We start from the raw sequence: 16,884 nt of genomic DNA, 5'->3' as shown, positions 1-16,884 counted from the left end.
TAATTTTTATTTTAGATAAGATGGTAATTCCATTGGCACTTCCATCAATAATATTTCTGTGTCCTCAATTGCTTCAATATTAAAGCTTTGGGTATCCCAGATTCCTAATCCGTCTCTCTCATTTAAGATTCTGTCGCCTACTTTTGCACTTCCTTTTAGAACAAATGCATACACCCCATTTCCTTTTTTGTTAAACACATAGTTTTTACCATTCCCTTTTGTAAAGTTAGCCAGGTTAAACCATGCATCCTGATGAATCCACACTCCATCATCATTTTTGTTGGGTGAAAGAATCTGCTGGAAACCATTAATTTTCTCTCCTTCTTTGATGCTTTTCTGATCATATCGGGGCTCTACATTCAGCTCTCTTGGAAACACCCAGATCTGAAGAAATTTCACCTCCTCATCCTTGTTTTTATTGTATTCGCTATGCTGAACACCTGTCCCGGCACTCATTACCTGAATCTCTCCTTTTTTGATAACCGCCGTTGTACCCATTGAATCTTTATGCTCCAGATCTCCTTCTAATGGAATAGAAATGATTTCCATATCTCTGTGAGGATGTGTTCCGAATCCCATTCCCTGAGAGACGATATCGTCATTCAACACTCTTAAAACTCCGAAGTTTGTTCTTTCAGGATTTTGATAGTTTGCAAAACTGAAAGTATGGTAGCTGTTTAACCAACCATGATTAGCATGGCCTCTTGAATCTGATTTATGATATACTGTTTTCATATTGTGATTAATTATGGTACAAATGTACAGAGCGTAGACGGAGTGGATATTGATGTAGGGTAAGAAAGGAAAAAAAGGAGAAATCGTTGAAAGGTGAAAAGGCAAAATCGCTGAATTGCGGAACTGCAAAATCGCCATCTTTGTCGATGAACAACTTTCACCCTTTGATAAAAACTTTTTTCAACAAACATTCCTAGCGATTAAACGATTTAACTGTTCTGACTTTTCGCCTTTCGGCATTTTTGCCATTTTGCTTTTCATCTATTCAGCCACATCGTCATTCTTCGCCTCTTCTTCAATTGTTGTCCCAAAGATATGCTGACGGTGATTTTTACCCCAATTTCCCAATGATTCTACCACAGGATGAAGTGTTTTTGTATATTCCGTCGGTAAGTATTCAATAGAAACAGGATATGTATCCTTCACAACCCTTTCAAGCAAACCATTTTGTTCTAATTCCTTTAATTCTTTGGCTAAAACTTTCGAAGTAAGCTTGGGAATGCTACGTTCAATCTCTGTGAAACGCTTATTTCCGGCATTCAAAGAAATGATGATCTGTAATTTCCATTTCCCATTAATGACATCCAATGTATCCTGAACAGGTTTAAGAGCCTTTGTACAATCTTTATGATTATGTTGTTTTTCCATTATTCCACTTTCCTTTAGGTAACCACTATACTTTTGAAAGTAAATTTACAATAATTTTGACATTAATAAAAACAAAAAAAATTTAAACAAAATGGCTAACATTTTAAATATCAAAACAAGTATTGTAGGAGAAAATTCTATAAGCAATCATTTATCTCAGACTGTTATCAATCAATTGCTGGATAAAAATCCCGGGAGCACGGTTGTTGTCCGTGATCTTGGTTTAAATCCTATCCCCCATCTGGAGATTCATCATTTTAGTGCTTCAAGAATTCCGGATGAGGAAAAGAATGATGAACAGAAAGAAGCTTCAAAATATTCTAACGAAGCATTAAAAGAAGTTCAGGATTCAGATATTATTGTTATAGGAGTTCCTTTTTATAATTTCAGTTTTCCGTCAACTTTAAAATCCTGGATCGATAGCATATCTGTTGCAGGTAAAACATTTTCTTATATTGACGGGGTTCCAACAGGTCTTCTGCAAAATAAAAAAATATACCTGAATTTCGCATCTGGAGGTGTGTATGAAAATGGACTTATTGAAAATATGGAAACCTACTTAAAAACCTTATTCGGTTTCATCGGTATTACGGATATCAAAGTTTTCAAATCTCAGGGAACCATGGTTCCACAGTTGAAAGAAACAAATTTATCAAAAGTAATTGCTGAGATTGAAGAACTGGTATAATTCAATTGAGCTAATAAAAATGTAAGTTTTGGCTAAGCCGTTTTTATACTCTTATTGTTGAGGTGGGTTTAAACCCACCTTTTTCATTACAGGAGGATTAGTATATTTTTGGTAAAAAGATTAAAAAGCCTCCTTAATTTTGGAATTTCGTTTAAGATAGAAAAGTAAAGCGAAAATAATCAGCATAAGCGCAATCAGAGATTCTAAAATTGCAGAAGTATAATTGGAAAAACTGCCCAAAACATTCGTTACAACCCCTGTCCCTATTTGATTGGCCGCCATCAAAAAGCCAGATACCAAAACCGAAAACATCGGAAACTCTACTGTTCCCCAACCTATAGATCCGGGAAAGATACTTCCCATAAAAAGACCAATGAAAAACATCAGCAATAAAAGGATATTTATATCAGGATCAACTACCATCAGGGTAAGAAATCCGGCAACAAACAATGGTGATATCAGAAAGACATATGATATATTAAATTTCTTTGAGAAAATCCCAAACAGCAGGCGGTTTATAGCAATGCCACCCCAAAATAAAGAAAGCCCAAGACTGGCTTTGCTGTTATCCAATCCTTGATTTTTGAGTATTATTCCTCCAAAGCTCCCAAATGTTCCTTCGATACAGCCGTACAAAATAATGGTGATAAAAAAGATCCATAATTTTCCAGGGATTTTAAAATGATTAGGAAGCTGGAACAATGTTCCTTTTTGTATTTTTAAAAATAAAAACATAACAAAGGCAACGGATACCATTATAAATATACTTCCGGGAACATATTTCCAGTTTTTCACATCACCTATCAGATTCATCATTAAAGGAGAAGTAGATGTCCCCAACCCTACCAGAAACTGTAAAATTAAAATTGCAGAAGACCTGTTATCATCAAACAGGCTTGCAGCCAATGGATTCAAAGTGGTAATAGAAAGTCCGAATCCGGCTCCCATAAAGGCTACTAAAACCATCAATACCGGAAACACCAGAGTTTTATTCGCCATAAAATAATGGAGCATCCACAAACAACCTGTAGATATAATCATCAGCAAAAGCCCACAAACCAGAACCGGCTTAGGTCCTGTTTTATTAATCAGGAACGGTGCTCCGAAGCAGGCAACTATAATACATATAACCTGAGGGATAAAAAGATTTCCAAATTGTGATGAAGTAAGTGTAAATAATGAAGGGTCTGTAAAAACAGTTCCCAATGCTGGAAACACCACAAAATTAACTCCCGTTAAAAATGCTAAAATATAAACGACAATGATGGTGACTGTTTTAGAATTCATTACATTAATTTAGCCTTTATATGATCCCCAACACGTAAAGCCATCGCAATAATAGTAAGAGCCGGATTTACAGCACCACTGGAAACAAAAAATCCTCCGTCTACGATATACAGATTTTCTAAATCGTGACTTTTGCAGTAGATATCTACAACCGACGTCCCCGGATCGGTTCCCATTTTTGTCGTTCCGTTCTGATGAGCCGGAGAAGCAATGTCCATCCCTTTACTAAAATAGAAACCTTTGAATAAAAAGCTCTCAAATTTACCTGATGCTTTTAAAGCTTTGATCAGCTCAGCCTTTAAAAATTCGTGTCCCTTTTGATTGTTTTCAGAATAGGCAATCCTGATTTGTCCGTTTTCTACAGTAACCCTATTTTCAGGATCCGGCAAATCTTCTGAAGTCAGCCAAAAATCTACGGCGTGTCTGGCCATCAATTCAAACGTAAAACCGGGAGCTGCAACAGGACTATCGGCTCTGATCTGATACTCATCTGATTTTCCCAACATCTGAATATGTCCAAGAGGAAACTCATATCCACGGTTAGCATGGTAGAAGTCATTCACACCGAATGTTTTACCGAATTTTGTAGGATTAGGTTCTGTGTACAACGCAACAAGAGCTGTATTCTGGTGGAACATGTAGTTTCTTCCGACCTGATCCGAAGTATTGGCGAGCCCTGTAGGAAATCGTTCACTTTTACTTTCAAGCAATATAGCCGCAGAATTGATAGCTCCTGCTGAAAGAATAACAAGATCTGATGTAAGGGTTTTTATCTGTCCATTTTGTTCTATAACAACTTCTGAAATCCTGGTTCCGGTATTATTGGTATTCAATCTAATGACTTTTGTATTCGTCATCAATTCCACGTTGGGATACTCAAGCGCTTTTGACAATGAACATAAGTGCGCATCTCCTTTTCTTTCGGCGGCATCAGGAAAACCATCAAAACGGTCCAGCACATAAGGCGTATTAGCTGTTTTATGAGGTTCAAAGTTAACTCCTATGGGTAATTCAAAAGGATGCAGTCCATAATCGGTGAGTTCATCAACAATTTCCTGTATCCTTGGCTCATGGGGCAAAGGCGGGTATGGATAAGGTTCTGCATCATAAGGTTCCGTAGGATCAGATCCTCTTTTACCATGAACATGGAAAAGCTTTTCAGCTTCCAGATAGTAATCCTTTAAATCTTCATATTGAATAGGCCAAGCTGGTGAAGTTCCGCCATAATGTTTTATTTCTTTAAAATCTTCCTCCCTTAAACGAAATAAAGCAGCTCCATAAAATTTGGTATTTCCACCTACATTATAATGCATACCGGGACGAAATGGCTTCCCATGTTTATCCAGCCATAAATCGGTTGTTGTATATCTGTTCTTTTCAAAAACCTCTATGGAATCCCAATTCTCTTTTTCAACGGGCACATAATCTCCTCTTTCAATAACCACAATTTTTTTGCCGCTATCGGCCAATCGGTAAGCCATTGTTGCACCTCCGGCTCCACTTCCTATAATGATGATATCGTACATTATTACTATTTTAATCAATCTAAATTAAAAATTTAAAGCCATGACTAGCTTAATAAAAGTTTAAATTCCGATTGATTGTATAAATAAAGAACGATGACTCGTTCTGAATATGGATATATTAAATAATCTCATCAATTTTATGGAACAGTTGCAAACTTCATTTTATGATGGATAAATCTGTAATTTAAACTATGTTTTGGCTAAAGCCATTTGTATAAATTAGAAAAGCGGGCTAAAGCCCGCTTCTGTTGATATATTTTTCGACATAATTGTATTTCTGCCTTCTAACTTCTAATATCTGATATATTATTTATTGATATAAAATTAAAAATGGACCTGTTGAATTTCTTCTTCAATTTCTTTAGGTGTTTCATCTTCTGATTTAATAAAAATCATTGTAAGGACGGCTCCAAGCAACATACAAACACCTCCTACAACAACATACCCAATTGCATAATTCCCAAAGAATCCGCTTACAATAGGCCCACCAAAAAGACCGTTGATAATCTGAGGAATTACAATAAAGAAATTAAAGATTCCCATGTATACTCCCATCTTTCTTTGAGGAATCACTTCTATTAACATGGCATAAGGCATCGCTAAAATACTCGCCCAAGCAAAACCTAATCCAACCATTGATATCCATAGATGATTTGTATCCTTAATAAGGTACATGGAGATTAATCCTAATCCTCCACAAGTTAGAGCCAAAGCATGCGTTTGTTTCTTTCCAATCCATTTTGCAATGGGAGTCAGTAAAAAAGCAAAAGGAATAGCACAAAAGTTATATACTGCAAACAATTCATTTTGCAAATCACCAGCATTATTAAATTCCTTGGAATGTGTATTTTCTGGAGAAAGTCCAAAATGATGAGTAGCTATGGCACTTGTTGTAAACACCCACATTGTAAAAAGAGCAAACCAAGAAAAAAACTGAACAATCCCTAATCTCTTCATTTGCTTTGGGATACTAGCAAAGTCTTTAAAAATATCACTAAACTTAGATGATTCTTCCACGACTTCCTTTCCATCTGCAAATTCTGCAAACTCTTTTGGAGAATACTCCTTAGTTGTTAAAATTGTATAAAGTATCGTTATCAACAATAATATTGCCCCTACATAAAAAGAGTAAATAACATTATTACCCACAAAGCCAGTAGGAGCCTCATTAGATACCCCTAGTTTAGTAAGTAAACTTGGCAAATAAGAACCAATAACTGCTCCAATACCTATCAATATTGTTTGAACTGAAAATCCAATTGTTCCCTGATGTTTTGGAAGCATATCCCCTACCAACGCACGGAACGGTTCCATTGCAACATTGATGGATGCATCCATCATGGCCAAAAATATCACAGCTAATAATAAGACATTTGCTGCCATCATATGGGTTGCGGAAGCAGCATTGGGAAGTAGTACCAGGCCTATTGCGCACAAAATGGCTCCTATTAAGAAGTAAGGCTTCCTTCTTCCCAATGGGCTCCAGGTATTATCCCCCATGTGACCGATAATAGGCTGAACAATCAATCCGGTAACGGGAGCGACCAACCAAAACCAGGAAAGCTCGTGAACATCTGCTCCAAAGTTGGCAAGAATCCGGCTGGCATTTCCGTTTTGTAAACCAAAAGCCATCTGAATCCCTAAAAATCCCATACTCATATTGATGATCTGAGCCATGGAAAGATTCGGTTTTACTTTTTTAGCCATTGTCTGTTATTTGGTTTTCAATTGCTGCAAAAGCACATCCTCAATCGGTGCCTTTTCAGCCACCACTTTATCTATTACATCATTTGGAACCGTTACGGAAAGGACATATTGTTTTACTTTCCAGCTTCCGTTTATTTTTTCCACTACACCGGAACCACGACAGATTTTCATCTGGGTATCCAGTAATTCATCGAACCAGGCTAGTTTACCGTCTTTACTGAAATACACATTTCTTTTCAAAGCAGTAAAATTCCAGGTCTTCTTTTTATCAAAATACGGCTTAGCCCAAATCATAAAAGCTTTCTTATCCCAAACTTCTGTAGCATCAGTCCCGATGAATGTAGACTCATCAGCAAAATAATTAAAATATGCAGTATAATCTGCTTTGGCAGCAGCAACATTGAATCCGTCGAGCATGGTTCCGATCTCAGCTTTATCTTTCTCGAATTTAGACTGCGCTGAAGAATAGTTGATAGCAAACACCAGGAGTACCAGCGTATAAATTATTGTTATTTTTTTCATATTCTAATTTAATATATTTGATGTCATTATTTTTGCAATTCAATCACCAGCGATGTTTTTGCAGGTATGGTGATGGTGTTCTGTAATGAAAATTCCTTCCCTGAAATGATATCTTTTCCCTTTTTAATGGTGCCTATAGATTCAGCAAATCGTTTTAAATCCAAAACCTGCTCTTTTTTATTATTATTTAAAACAACCATAACACTGTCTTTTTCATTATACCTGAAATATACGAAAACATTGTCTTGGGGAATATAATTTTTGGTTTTTCCCGTATGAATAACCTCTTTCCCTTTTCTCCAGTTCAGAAGTTTTTGGGTAAAAGTGTAGAATTCCTTTTGCTTTTCCGTTTGAGTTGAAGGATTAAAAGCATTTTGACTGTCTGATTTCCATCCTCCCGGAAAGTCTCTTCGAATATCAGCATCTCCTCCTTTCTTTTTATCCCCCCTCATTCCTATTTCAGAACCATAATATATTTGCGGAATTCCCCGGACAGTTGAAATTACTGTTAAAGCCATTTTGTATGCATCCGGGTCAGCATTAAAAATTTCATTCCATCTCTCGGTATCATGATTTTCGAAAAAGACCATCACATTATCAATATCAGGATACAGGAAATCACTGGTAAATACGTTATACAATTTAATCAGCCCGCTATCCCAACCATTTTTTTCAGTAAATGCTTTAGATAGATCACCATACAGCATAAAATCCATTACAGAAGGTAAATTGGAATTATAGTGAGCAGCTTCTCCTGTTTTTGAATCTTTCTGCCAGGCCGAAATCTGACCGGCTGTATATAACCACGTTTCACCAACAATATTAAATTTCGGATATTCATCAGTAATGGCTTTTGCCCATTTTGCCATCGCTTCTTTATCGTTATAAGGATAGGTATCCACACGAAAACCTCCCAGCTCGGCATATTCGATCCACCAGATTGCATTCTGGATTAGATATTTCAGAACCAAAGGATTTTTTTGGTTGATGTCGGGCATTGTTTTATCAAACCATCCATCCAAAGCATATTTTGTATCAATATCAGATGCATTGGTATCAAACTGAGTCGTTGTTTTATAATTCGAACGATAGAAGCCTTTTTCTCCTTGATCAAACCAATGGATCCAATCTTTGGTTGGCAGATCCCTGATCATCCAGTGTGAAACTCCCCAGTGGTTGGTAACATAATCCAAAACAAGTTTCATATTCCGCTTATTAAGTTCACGGGACAGTTCACGGTAATCTTCGTTGGTACCATAACGTCCATCGATTTTATAAAGATCTGTTTGTGCATATCCATGATAAGAATATACTTTTTCATTATCTTCAGTAACCGGAGTTAGCCATACGGATGTAGCACCTAAATTCTGGATATAATCAAGATTATTGATAATACCGCGGAGGTCGCCACCATGCCTTCCGTTGGGAAGCTTTCTGTTTGCTTTTTCAGTAAGATCAGGCTGAGAATCGTTCTTCTCATCACCATTAGCAAAACGATCCGGCATGATCAGATACATCACATCTTTAGAGGTAAAGGACTCCCTGTTGGCTGAATTGGGATTTCTTTGTCTGAGTTCATAAGAATAAGAAGCTATATTTTCAGTTCCTCTTTTTATGTTGATTTTAAACTCAGAAGCATTAATTTCATCCGTATTAATGGTAACGAAGAGATAGTTTGGGTTCTCAACTTTCCGGATATCTTTAATTCTAATACCATTGGACAGCTCAATCCCATAATCTGCGATGTTCTTTCCATAAATCAATAACTGAAGCTCAGGATTTTTCATCCCTTTCCACCAAAATGCAGGCTCTACTCTTTCTAATGTTTTCAACTGGGAAAAAGCAAGGCAACCTGTCAAAAGAGCTAATATTATATATAGTTTTTTCATAATGGACTGGTTTAAAAAAACCTTACAGGAATCATATACCTGTAAGGTTTAAGTTTTAAGTTGGTTCTTAAAATTTATTTTATGGGCTTAATGGAGATTGCAAAACCACCACTTCTTACCATTTTAAAATTGATTTTAGACTTGCTTGTAATCTGTTTTTTGTAGATGTTATAGCTCTGAGGATTATTAATATAATCAGCGTCTTTACCGTCTTCATAAATTGTTGCCTCATATTTCTGACCTTTATCCAGGAAAGAGAAGTCTACTGTATATTCACGTTTGTTCTCATCTGTAATTCCACCCACGAACCAATTGTCGGTTCCTTTAGCTTTTCTGGCTGTAATTACGTAATCTCCAGGCTCTGCTGCCAGGATTTTTGTATCGTCCCAATCCGCTGCTACATCTTTGATAAACTGGAAAGCATCCATATGCTTCTTGTAATTCTCAGGTAGATCGGCAGCCATCTGAAGCGGCATATACATGGTAACATATAATGCCAGCTGTTTTACCAAAGTAGTCTTTACAAATCGTTTATCACCTGGGAAGTAATAATCCAGTTTAGTCTGGAAAATTCCCGGAGTATAATCCATTGAGCCTCCCATCCATCTTGTAAATGGTAAAATGGTTTGATGATCTGCATTATTTCCTCCAAACGCCTCATATTCCGTTCCACGGGCTGCTTCTGCGGAAATGTAATTCGGATAGGTACGGCTTTCTCCTGTCGGACGTACAGATTCATGAGAATTAACCATGATCTTATATTCATTCGCTTTCTCTGCAATTCTGTAAAAATGATTGATCGTCCACTGAGAATAATGATGTTCTCCTCTTGGAATAATATCTCCTACATATCCTGTTTTTACAGCATCGTATCCATATTTATTCATTAACTGGAAAGCTTTATCGGACCATCTTTCATAATTGGTTGCCGAACCTGAAGTTTCATGATGCATGATCAATTTGATCCCTTTGGAGTGGGCATAATCATTCAGCATTTTGATATCAAAATCCGGATAAGGTGTAATGAAGTCAAAAACAAATTCCTTTGAATGTCCAAACCAGTCTTCCCAACCTATATTCCAACCTTCGATCAGAAGTCCCTGAAATCCGTTTTCAGCAGCAAAGTCGATATACTCTTTAACTTTAGTATTGTTCGCAGCATGCTTTCCGTTTGGAGTTAATTTGGTAAAATCGGTTTTACCTAAATGAACATTTTCTGCCGTAGAATAAGCCCATTGGGATTTTCCGATGATCATTTCCCACCAAACACCCATATATTTTGTAGGGTGAATATAAGAAGTATCGGTATATTTAGTCGGCTCATTAAGATTAAATATCATTTTTGAGTCCATTACCTCTTCTGCTTTTGGAGATACTATAATCGTTCTCCATGGCGTAACAGAAGGAGTTTGAATATATCCTTTCGCTCCTTGCCTGTCGGCTGTAAGATGCGTTTTAAATTTAAAATTCTGAGCATCCACTTCCAGATGCGAAGCAGGATAATCCAAAACCGCTGCTTCAGCTACATTAACGTATAAAGGACTTTTACCTTCTTTCTTTAACATTAAAGGAGACTGAACTGCATTTTTAACCAATGACTGAGAAGCATTGGCATCAAACGCTTTGTCCCATCGACCCGGGATTTCGGAAATTTTTGTTTCCTGATATTGGTACTCCTGAGAATCATAATCAGCCACAATCCACCATGCTTTCATATCTGTCGGAAAATCAATTTCAGAATCTTCCTCTCTGATCACAAAATAATTAAGGTTCTTCTGTTGTGGGAATTCATATCGGAAACCTAATCCGTCATTAAACAACCTGAATTTTACCACAATGCTTCTGTCTGTGGAAGCCTGATTAAGCGTAACAGCTAATTCATTATAGTTATTGATATAGTTTTTCTTTTCTCCAAGTACAGGCTGCCAGGTTTCATTTTTAGAATCCCTTTTCTCATCTGTCTTGGTAAACCCGTTATTCAGGTCAAATTTAGCGTCTTCTGCTTTTGCAATTTCAGAGGCAAATTTAATAGCTGTGTCTTTAAATAATCTCAATCCCAATTTAGAATCTTCAACAACTACTGCCCCATTATATTTTAAGTTATAATAAGGTACTCCCTGCTTTAGCTGAAAGTCCATTTCGAACTTTCCGTCCGGCGATTTTAAAGTTTGTGCATTAACACCCGCAAACATCATTGAGAACAATAAAGCTCCAACTGTAATTTTCTTCATAATGACTATTTATATGTTTAAAAAATAAATAAAGTGTTACTAAAAAGCAACACCTTACTTTTTAAATTCTATGTAATTTAATATTTGATATAGTATTTTTCAGGATATTTTAAAATACAGGAATTACAGAATATTCACCTGTTATATCATTAAAATATACATCATAATGGAATGCTGTAGCTAAAGGAATGTTGGCTCCTCCTACGGCTGCTACTCCAAAGAATTCCTGTGCTACTCCCCAACTTGTTCCCCAATCATGATTAGCTCTGAACTTAAATTCACCGGAATTCATTGCAACATTCTTCTTCACCCAAATATGAGGATCAAAAGTTGATTTCTGAAGATCAAGATCCGTATTCCAGTCCCCTGATGCTGTTCCAATCATTGAAATAGTTGTATAAGTTGTTGACGGAGCAGGTACAGATACTAAAGTATAAGTCAAAGCGGTTGTATTAATACTGAGCTTATAATACCCAGCAGCTGCAACAGGAATATTCCCTGATCCACCACTTGTACTTAATGTTCCTGGAGAACCTAATCCATATTGCGGATCCCATGATCCAGGAGTTTTAATCATTTTAAATTCTCCCTGTGCAAAATACCCAGTATAAGAATAGATCCCGGCAGTAGCCGTTTTTTGCAATGGAAGGAAATTAGTATTAGCTGTTGTATTTGTCCATCCGGCTGATGTGGCATCCCCTATTAGATATAAATCTGTATAGTTATAAACAGGTCCTAAAAGATATGGAGTGATTGTTAAAGTAATAACATTCGAATAAAATGGTCCTGCCCCAACTAAAGTTTTTAATCGCACCTCAATTTCAGTAACAACATTAGGAGTTGCACCCAAACTTAGTGCAATACTATTAAGTTGTTTGTGTGTAAATACCAATGGAGAATTTGTTGCATCCACAGTAGATGAACCTTCGAAATTCTTCCCTTTCTTTCCGAACTCCAATTGTTGAGTAAAAACAACAGGTAAATCGAATACCGACTTACTCCAAGTAACATTTAATGCCACATTATCTGGATTATCTTTATCTAAAACAAGAGTTGTTTTATCTGTTGTAATCTTACTCTTTGTGGTTTCAGTAATAACTGCCTGATCTTCGTCTTTTTCGCAAGAAATAACTAAAAATCCAATAAATGCTATTGTTAATATTTTAATAAGATGTTTCATTTTTAGATTCTGTTTAAAATTAGTACCCAGGATTTTGAACCAAATTAGGATTAGCACTTAAATCTGTATTTGGAATTGGATAAAGCGATCTGTAAGCCTCCACACCTTTACCATTCTTAACTCCACCCTTGAAAGGCCACAAATAAGAAGCAGAAGTAAATTTTCCAAATCTGATCAGGTCTGTTCTTCTTGTAGCTTCCCAAGCTAGTTCTCTTGCACGTTCATCCAAAATAAAATCTAGATTAATAGAACTAACACTTCCAGAAGTGTTTCCGTAAGCTCTTTGTCTTAACAAATTAACATATTGCACAGCAGTAGCCGTAGATCCGCCGCCACCTCTTAAGACAGCTTCAGCATAAATCAAATAAGCCTCCCCCAGTCTAAATAAAGGGAAATCAGTATCTGCAAAATCTCCAGCATTATCAGATCCCTGAGTACCATCCTTTCTAATATTTTTAAATTTTATCAAAGGATAACCATCCGTAAATTCAGTTTGATTATTTATTTCCAGATTCTGTCCATCGGAATGAAACCTTCCTCTTTTATCTAAAGTACCATTTGAATCCGGGAATAAATTAACAATATTTTTTGTTGATCTTAAACCTCCCCATCCACTGTTGATTCCAAATTGAGCAGGTTTCATAGTTCCGCCTACACCCGCATGGATAATGTAAGTTGTACCACCAAAAGTTCTTGTGTGCTGCCCATCAAAATTAATTGAAAAAATAACTTCATTATTGCCAACATTATTATCTGCTAAAAATAATTCTTCGTAATTAGATTTTAATGAATATCCAGCATTAATTACTTTTTCGGCATATATCCTTGCATCAGAATATCTCGATTGTCCTGTATATACTTCAGCATTCAGATAAAGTTTGGATAAAAGCATCCAAACAGCAGCTTTGTCCGCTCTTCCATAATCGTTTGTTCTAGGATCTTTTAGAATATTCTCAAGATCTTTAAGTTCGCTTTCTATATAGGAAAACAAATTCTTTCTCTCTATTCTAGGTGGAGGTGTTATTCCTACTTCAGTTGTTTCAGTTACAAAAGGACCATTACCAAAAAGATCAATTGCATGATAATAGCTTAATGCCCTCATAAATCTAGCTTCATTTCTATATAATCTTGCAGTTTCTGCATCCTGCCCTGTTATATTTCTTGAGGACAATTTTTCATCTGTTGTTTCCCTGATAAATTCATTCGAAATAGCAATCTGATAATATACTCTATAATACATTGCTCTGATAAATTCATTATTTGCCGACCAGGTCATATTATGCATGTCAGGTAACGAAGCATCATTCCATGCAATCACAGCCTCATCTGTAGGAAGCTCTTGCATCTGGAAATATTGTCTTAAATAGTTAGAAGTTCCTCCGTCAATACCTCCTATATCAGGATTTCCATCTCCTCCCTCCTGGCCACTCACTGCTAAACCTGCATATATTTTGGCCAAAACTCCTTTATAGTTTGAAAAATTTGCGTAAACAGATGCCGAAGTAATTTCTGACTCTGGCATTCTGTCTAAATCTTTCTCACAAGAAGAAAGAAACAATACTGCAGTTATACCGGCAGTAAAGATTGTTTTATTAATATATTTAAAAGTCATGATATCCTTAGTTAAAATTGAAAGTTAAATCCTAATGAATAAATTCTTGGTCTCTGATAAAGGTTATTATCAATACCATTAAATACCTCCGGATCCAGCCCACTGTATTTAGTAATCACAAATGCATTTTGAACGGAACCGAAAACTCTTATCTTAGAGTTTTCATTGATAAAGCTTGGAAAATTATATCCTACATTAATATTATCCATCCTTAAAAAAGATGCATTTTCTACGTAATAATCCGATAAGTATTGTGCTCTTGAGAAACCAGTTTCTAAATAACTTGAGTGAATATTCTGTAAAAAGCCGTTATTTGCAATTCCTTGCAAATTACCATATTGAGAAGCCACATTATTATAAACATAATTCCCAATACTAGCCCTCATAGTAAAGCCTAGATCAAAATTTTTATAAGTAAATTTTGAAGAAAAGCCAAGTAAAACATCTGGAGCTGGAGATTTATATTGATATAAATCGGAATTATTAATAACCCCGTCTCCATTTCTGTCAACATAGGCTCCTTCAATTGGTCTTCCTGCATTATCATATACTTGTTGGTATACATAGAATGCATTGGGTTGATATCCCTGAGACTGTACCTGAATGGTATTACCAACACCCCCTCCAATACCGCCTACTAAGACCTGAGTAGAGGCCAAGTTGGTAATTTCAGATTTGTAATGAGTGGCATTAACACTAAACTCCCAGGTAAAATCTTTATTTGTAATAGCTTTTACGTTGACGTTAGCTTCAATACCTCGGTTTCTCATATCGCCAATATTGGTAAGAAGAAGATTGGTAAGATTGGCTCCGGCAGGTACAGGTACAACACTTAAAAGATCTTTTGATTCTTTTTCATAAACTTCAATTGAGCCGTTTATTCTCTCTTTCAGAAATCCGAAGTCTACTCCAATATTCTTTGTTGTTGTAGTTTCCCATTTTATGTTTTTATCATACCCTTGCGCTCTCAGTGTATTAAAAAAGTCATCCCCTATCTGGTACATTGCCCCACTATTTGACATGACATACCTCGCTAAGTATGGATAATCATTATTCTGTATATCCTGTTGTCCGGTTTGTCCCCATCCCGCTCTTAACTTCAAGGAAGAAATAACTTTTGAATCTTTCAAGAAATTCTCTTGATCAATTTTCCAGGCTAATGCTACAGATGGAAAATATCCAACTCTGTTATCTTTACTAAATCTTGAAGAACCATCTCTTCTTAACGTTGCTGTTAATAAGTATTTATTATTAAATGTATAATTGAAACGTCCAAAATAAGATAAAATAGTATTTTGAGTAAAAAGATCCACTCCTTGGTTAGGAACTCTAGTTCCGTCACCATTTATTGTTGGCGCGAATGGTTCAGATCTTGTCCAATCCTGGTATGAATATCCCAACGTAAGATCAAAAGTAGATTTAATAGATTCAATAGTTTTAAGATAATTAAAATAAAAGTCTAAAACTTTATTCTTCTTCTCTTGTGTATATCGTCTGTATGTTCCTTTTTGATAAAAAGCCATTGCAGCAGTTGGCAAAACTGTAGTATCTCCATTAGAATCACTATAATCATACCCTAAATTTAAGTTAGCTCTTAATTCAGGTAAAAAATGGAATTTATAGTCAAACTGAACATTTCCCAAAACTCTTCTTACATAAGAAAGATCCCATCTCTGATTAAGCATAGAAACAGGATTCTTTGTACCATTTGTATTAGGTAACCCATTAGATGCATTTAACCATTCCCAATATCCACCATAGTTACCGAAGGCCGAATCATAAACTGGTTTTGTAGGATCAAAAACAACAGCAGCTCCAATAGAACCATCATCTTTGAACCTGTTTTCAACATAAGTTCCTTTAACATTGAAATTAATTTCCAAATGTTTATCAAAGAATTTAGGATTTAAATTCAATGACATTGTTGTTCTTTCAATATTATTGGTTCTGATAATACCATCTTGATTTAGATACCCTAAAGATAATCTATAAGGCAGCCCTTTAATTCCTCCTGAAATAGAAACAGAATTATCAAATCCTAGTGCTGTTTGATAAATCTGATTTTGCCAGTTAGTATTTGCATTTCCTAGTAAAGCTTGATAAGAAGGTAAAGCTTTACTCATTACAACATTTCTAAACTGATCAGTAGACAGCATATCTATATTTCCCATCTTTTCATAGATAGAGGTTGTTGCCGTATAATTAAGCCTTAGCCTACCTGATGTTCCTTTTTTTGTTGTAATAATAATAACTCCATTAGATGCTCTACTTCCGTAGATGGCAGTCGCTGAAGCATCTTTTAAGATATTGAAGCTTTCAATATCATTTGGATTAATTAGCGCTAAAGGATTTGAAGCACCACTAATTCCATTACTATCAACAGGAACGCCATCAATAACAATTAAAGGATCATTACTTGCATTCAATGATGCCCCTCCTCTGATTCTAATGGTAGAACCTGCACCAGGGGCTCCACTGTTATTGGTAATTTGAATACCTGAAGCTTTCCCCTGAATTAATTGTTCAGGAGAGTTAATACTTCCTTCATTAAAGTCCTTAGCTGAAATTGCCGTAACAGAACCTGTAAGATCTGATTTTTTCTTTGCACCATATCCAATCAGCACTACTTCCTCTATTTTCTTTTCTTTAGTCACAGAGTCTTGTGCATAAACCATTGAACTGGCCAATAAAAAAGCAGGTGCTATTTTTAATACCGTTGTAAAATTTCTCACAATATTTTTTTTATATAGTTTCGTTTTTGTAGTAATAATGGCGTGAAAACCACGCTTGCAATTTAGAAAAAAATTAGAATTATCATAAATTTAATAAAACTTTAGATAATTTTATGTAAATTAAACG

At 35.8% G+C, this 16,884-nt stretch carries 12 protein-coding genes; 1 reads left to right on the top strand and 11 read right to left on the bottom strand.

Annotated elements, in window-relative coordinates; translation table 11 throughout:
- Positions 1-6: 6 nt before the first annotated feature.
- Together PFY10_00130 and PFY10_00125 are read right to left on the bottom strand one after the other, a co-directional pair.
- Positions 7-735: a pirin family protein gene (locus tag PFY10_00130; GenBank protein ID WBV56845.1), complete on the bottom strand. Its 729-nt coding sequence runs from the start codon at positions 733-735 to the stop codon at positions 7-9.
- A 261-nt stretch (positions 736-996) separates the two neighbouring features.
- On the bottom strand, positions 997-1,383 hold the full coding sequence (locus tag PFY10_00125) for a helix-turn-helix domain-containing protein (GenBank protein WBV56844.1): 387 nt from the start codon (positions 1,381-1,383) through the stop codon (positions 997-999).
- 91 nt (positions 1,384-1,474) lie between these two features.
- Here PFY10_00125 and PFY10_00120 point away from each other — a divergent pair, with 91 nt between their 5' ends.
- Positions 1,475-2,071, top strand: a complete 597-nt coding sequence (locus tag PFY10_00120) for an NAD(P)H-dependent oxidoreductase (protein ID WBV56843.1) — start codon at positions 1,475-1,477, stop codon at positions 2,069-2,071.
- Between the two features lie 120 nt (positions 2,072-2,191).
- Here the strand turns inward: PFY10_00120 and PFY10_00115 are convergent, their stop codons facing one another.
- The 9 genes from PFY10_00115 to PFY10_00075 all read right to left on the bottom strand — a co-directional run bounded on the left by PFY10_00115 (position 2,192) and on the right by PFY10_00075 (position 16,757).
- Entirely contained in the window at positions 2,192-3,358 is a 1,167-nt protein-coding gene (locus PFY10_00115) for an MFS transporter (protein ID WBV56842.1), read from the bottom strand.
- A complete protein-coding gene (locus PFY10_00110; GenBank protein ID WBV56841.1) occupies positions 3,358-4,884 on the bottom strand; it encodes a GMC family oxidoreductase in 1,527 nt (508 codons plus the stop codon). Before PFY10_00110 ends, PFY10_00115 begins: the two co-directional genes overlap by 1 nt.
- Positions 4,885-5,208: 324 nt before the next feature.
- Complete coding sequence (locus tag PFY10_00105) at positions 5,209-6,591, bottom strand: MFS transporter (protein ID WBV56840.1); 1,383 nt, start codon at positions 6,589-6,591, stop codon at positions 5,209-5,211.
- A 6-nt stretch (positions 6,592-6,597) separates the two neighbouring features.
- Entirely contained in the window at positions 6,598-7,113 is a 516-nt protein-coding gene (locus tag PFY10_00100; protein ID WBV56839.1) for a nuclear transport factor 2 family protein, read from the bottom strand.
- A 26-nt stretch (positions 7,114-7,139) separates the two neighbouring features.
- The gene (locus PFY10_00095) at positions 7,140-9,002 is read right to left on the bottom strand and encodes a glycoside hydrolase family 13 protein (protein WBV56838.1); all 1,863 of its coding nucleotides are present in this window, start codon (positions 9,000-9,002) and stop codon (positions 7,140-7,142) included.
- Positions 9,003-9,076: 74 nt separating this feature from the next.
- The gene (locus PFY10_00090) at positions 9,077-11,233 is read right to left on the bottom strand and encodes a glycoside hydrolase family 97 protein (protein ID WBV56837.1); all 2,157 of its coding nucleotides are present in this window, start codon (positions 11,231-11,233) and stop codon (positions 9,077-9,079) included.
- 109 nt (positions 11,234-11,342) lie between these two features.
- Positions 11,343-12,413 (bottom strand): SusE domain-containing protein, encoded by a 1,071-nt coding sequence (locus PFY10_00085; protein WBV56836.1) that lies wholly within the window; start codon positions 12,411-12,413, stop codon positions 11,343-11,345.
- A 19-nt stretch (positions 12,414-12,432) separates the two neighbouring features.
- Entirely contained in the window at positions 12,433-14,025 is a 1,593-nt protein-coding gene (locus PFY10_00080) for a RagB/SusD family nutrient uptake outer membrane protein (protein WBV56835.1), read from the bottom strand.
- An 11-nt stretch (positions 14,026-14,036) separates the two neighbouring features.
- Entirely contained in the window at positions 14,037-16,757 is a 2,721-nt protein-coding gene (locus PFY10_00075; protein ID WBV56834.1) for a SusC/RagA family TonB-linked outer membrane protein, read from the bottom strand.
- Between the last annotated feature and the right edge of the window lie 127 nt (positions 16,758-16,884).

The organism is Chryseobacterium daecheongense (assembly GCA_027920525.1).
Lineage (GTDB): Bacteria > Bacteroidota > Bacteroidia > Flavobacteriales > Weeksellaceae > Chryseobacterium > Chryseobacterium proteolyticum.
This window is presented reverse-complemented; position numbering and strand designations above follow the sequence as displayed.

Bases quoted from the DNA above. Each gene is read 5' to 3' on its own strand.
- PFY10_00130 (WBV56845.1), bottom strand. From the start codon at position 735: ATGAAAACAGTATATCATAAATCAGATTCAAGAGGCCATGCTAATCAT.
- PFY10_00125 (WBV56844.1), bottom strand. From the start codon at position 1,383: ATGGAAAAACAACATAATCATAAAGATTGTACAAAGGCTCTTAAACCT.
- PFY10_00120 (WBV56843.1), top strand. From the start codon at position 1,475: ATGGCTAACATTTTAAATATCAAAACAAGTATTGTAGGAGAAAATTCT.
- PFY10_00115 (WBV56842.1), bottom strand. From the start codon at position 3,358: ATGAATTCTAAAACAGTCACCATCATTGTCGTTTATATTTTAGCATTT.
- PFY10_00110 (WBV56841.1), bottom strand. From the start codon at position 4,884: ATGTACGATATCATCATTATAGGAAGTGGAGCCGGAGGTGCAACAATG.
- PFY10_00105 (WBV56840.1), bottom strand. From the start codon at position 6,591: ATGGCTAAAAAAGTAAAACCGAATCTTTCCATGGCTCAGATCATCAAT.
- PFY10_00100 (WBV56839.1), bottom strand. From the start codon at position 7,113: ATGAAAAAAATAACAATAATTTATACGCTGGTACTCCTGGTGTTTGCT.
- PFY10_00095 (WBV56838.1), bottom strand. From the start codon at position 9,002: ATGAAAAAACTATATATAATATTAGCTCTTTTGACAGGTTGCCTTGCT.
- PFY10_00090 (WBV56837.1), bottom strand. From the start codon at position 11,233: ATGAAGAAAATTACAGTTGGAGCTTTATTGTTCTCAATGATGTTTGCG.
- PFY10_00085 (WBV56836.1), bottom strand. From the start codon at position 12,413: ATGAAACATCTTATTAAAATATTAACAATAGCATTTATTGGATTTTTA.
- PFY10_00080 (WBV56835.1), bottom strand. From the start codon at position 14,025: ATGACTTTTAAATATATTAATAAAACAATCTTTACTGCCGGTATAACT.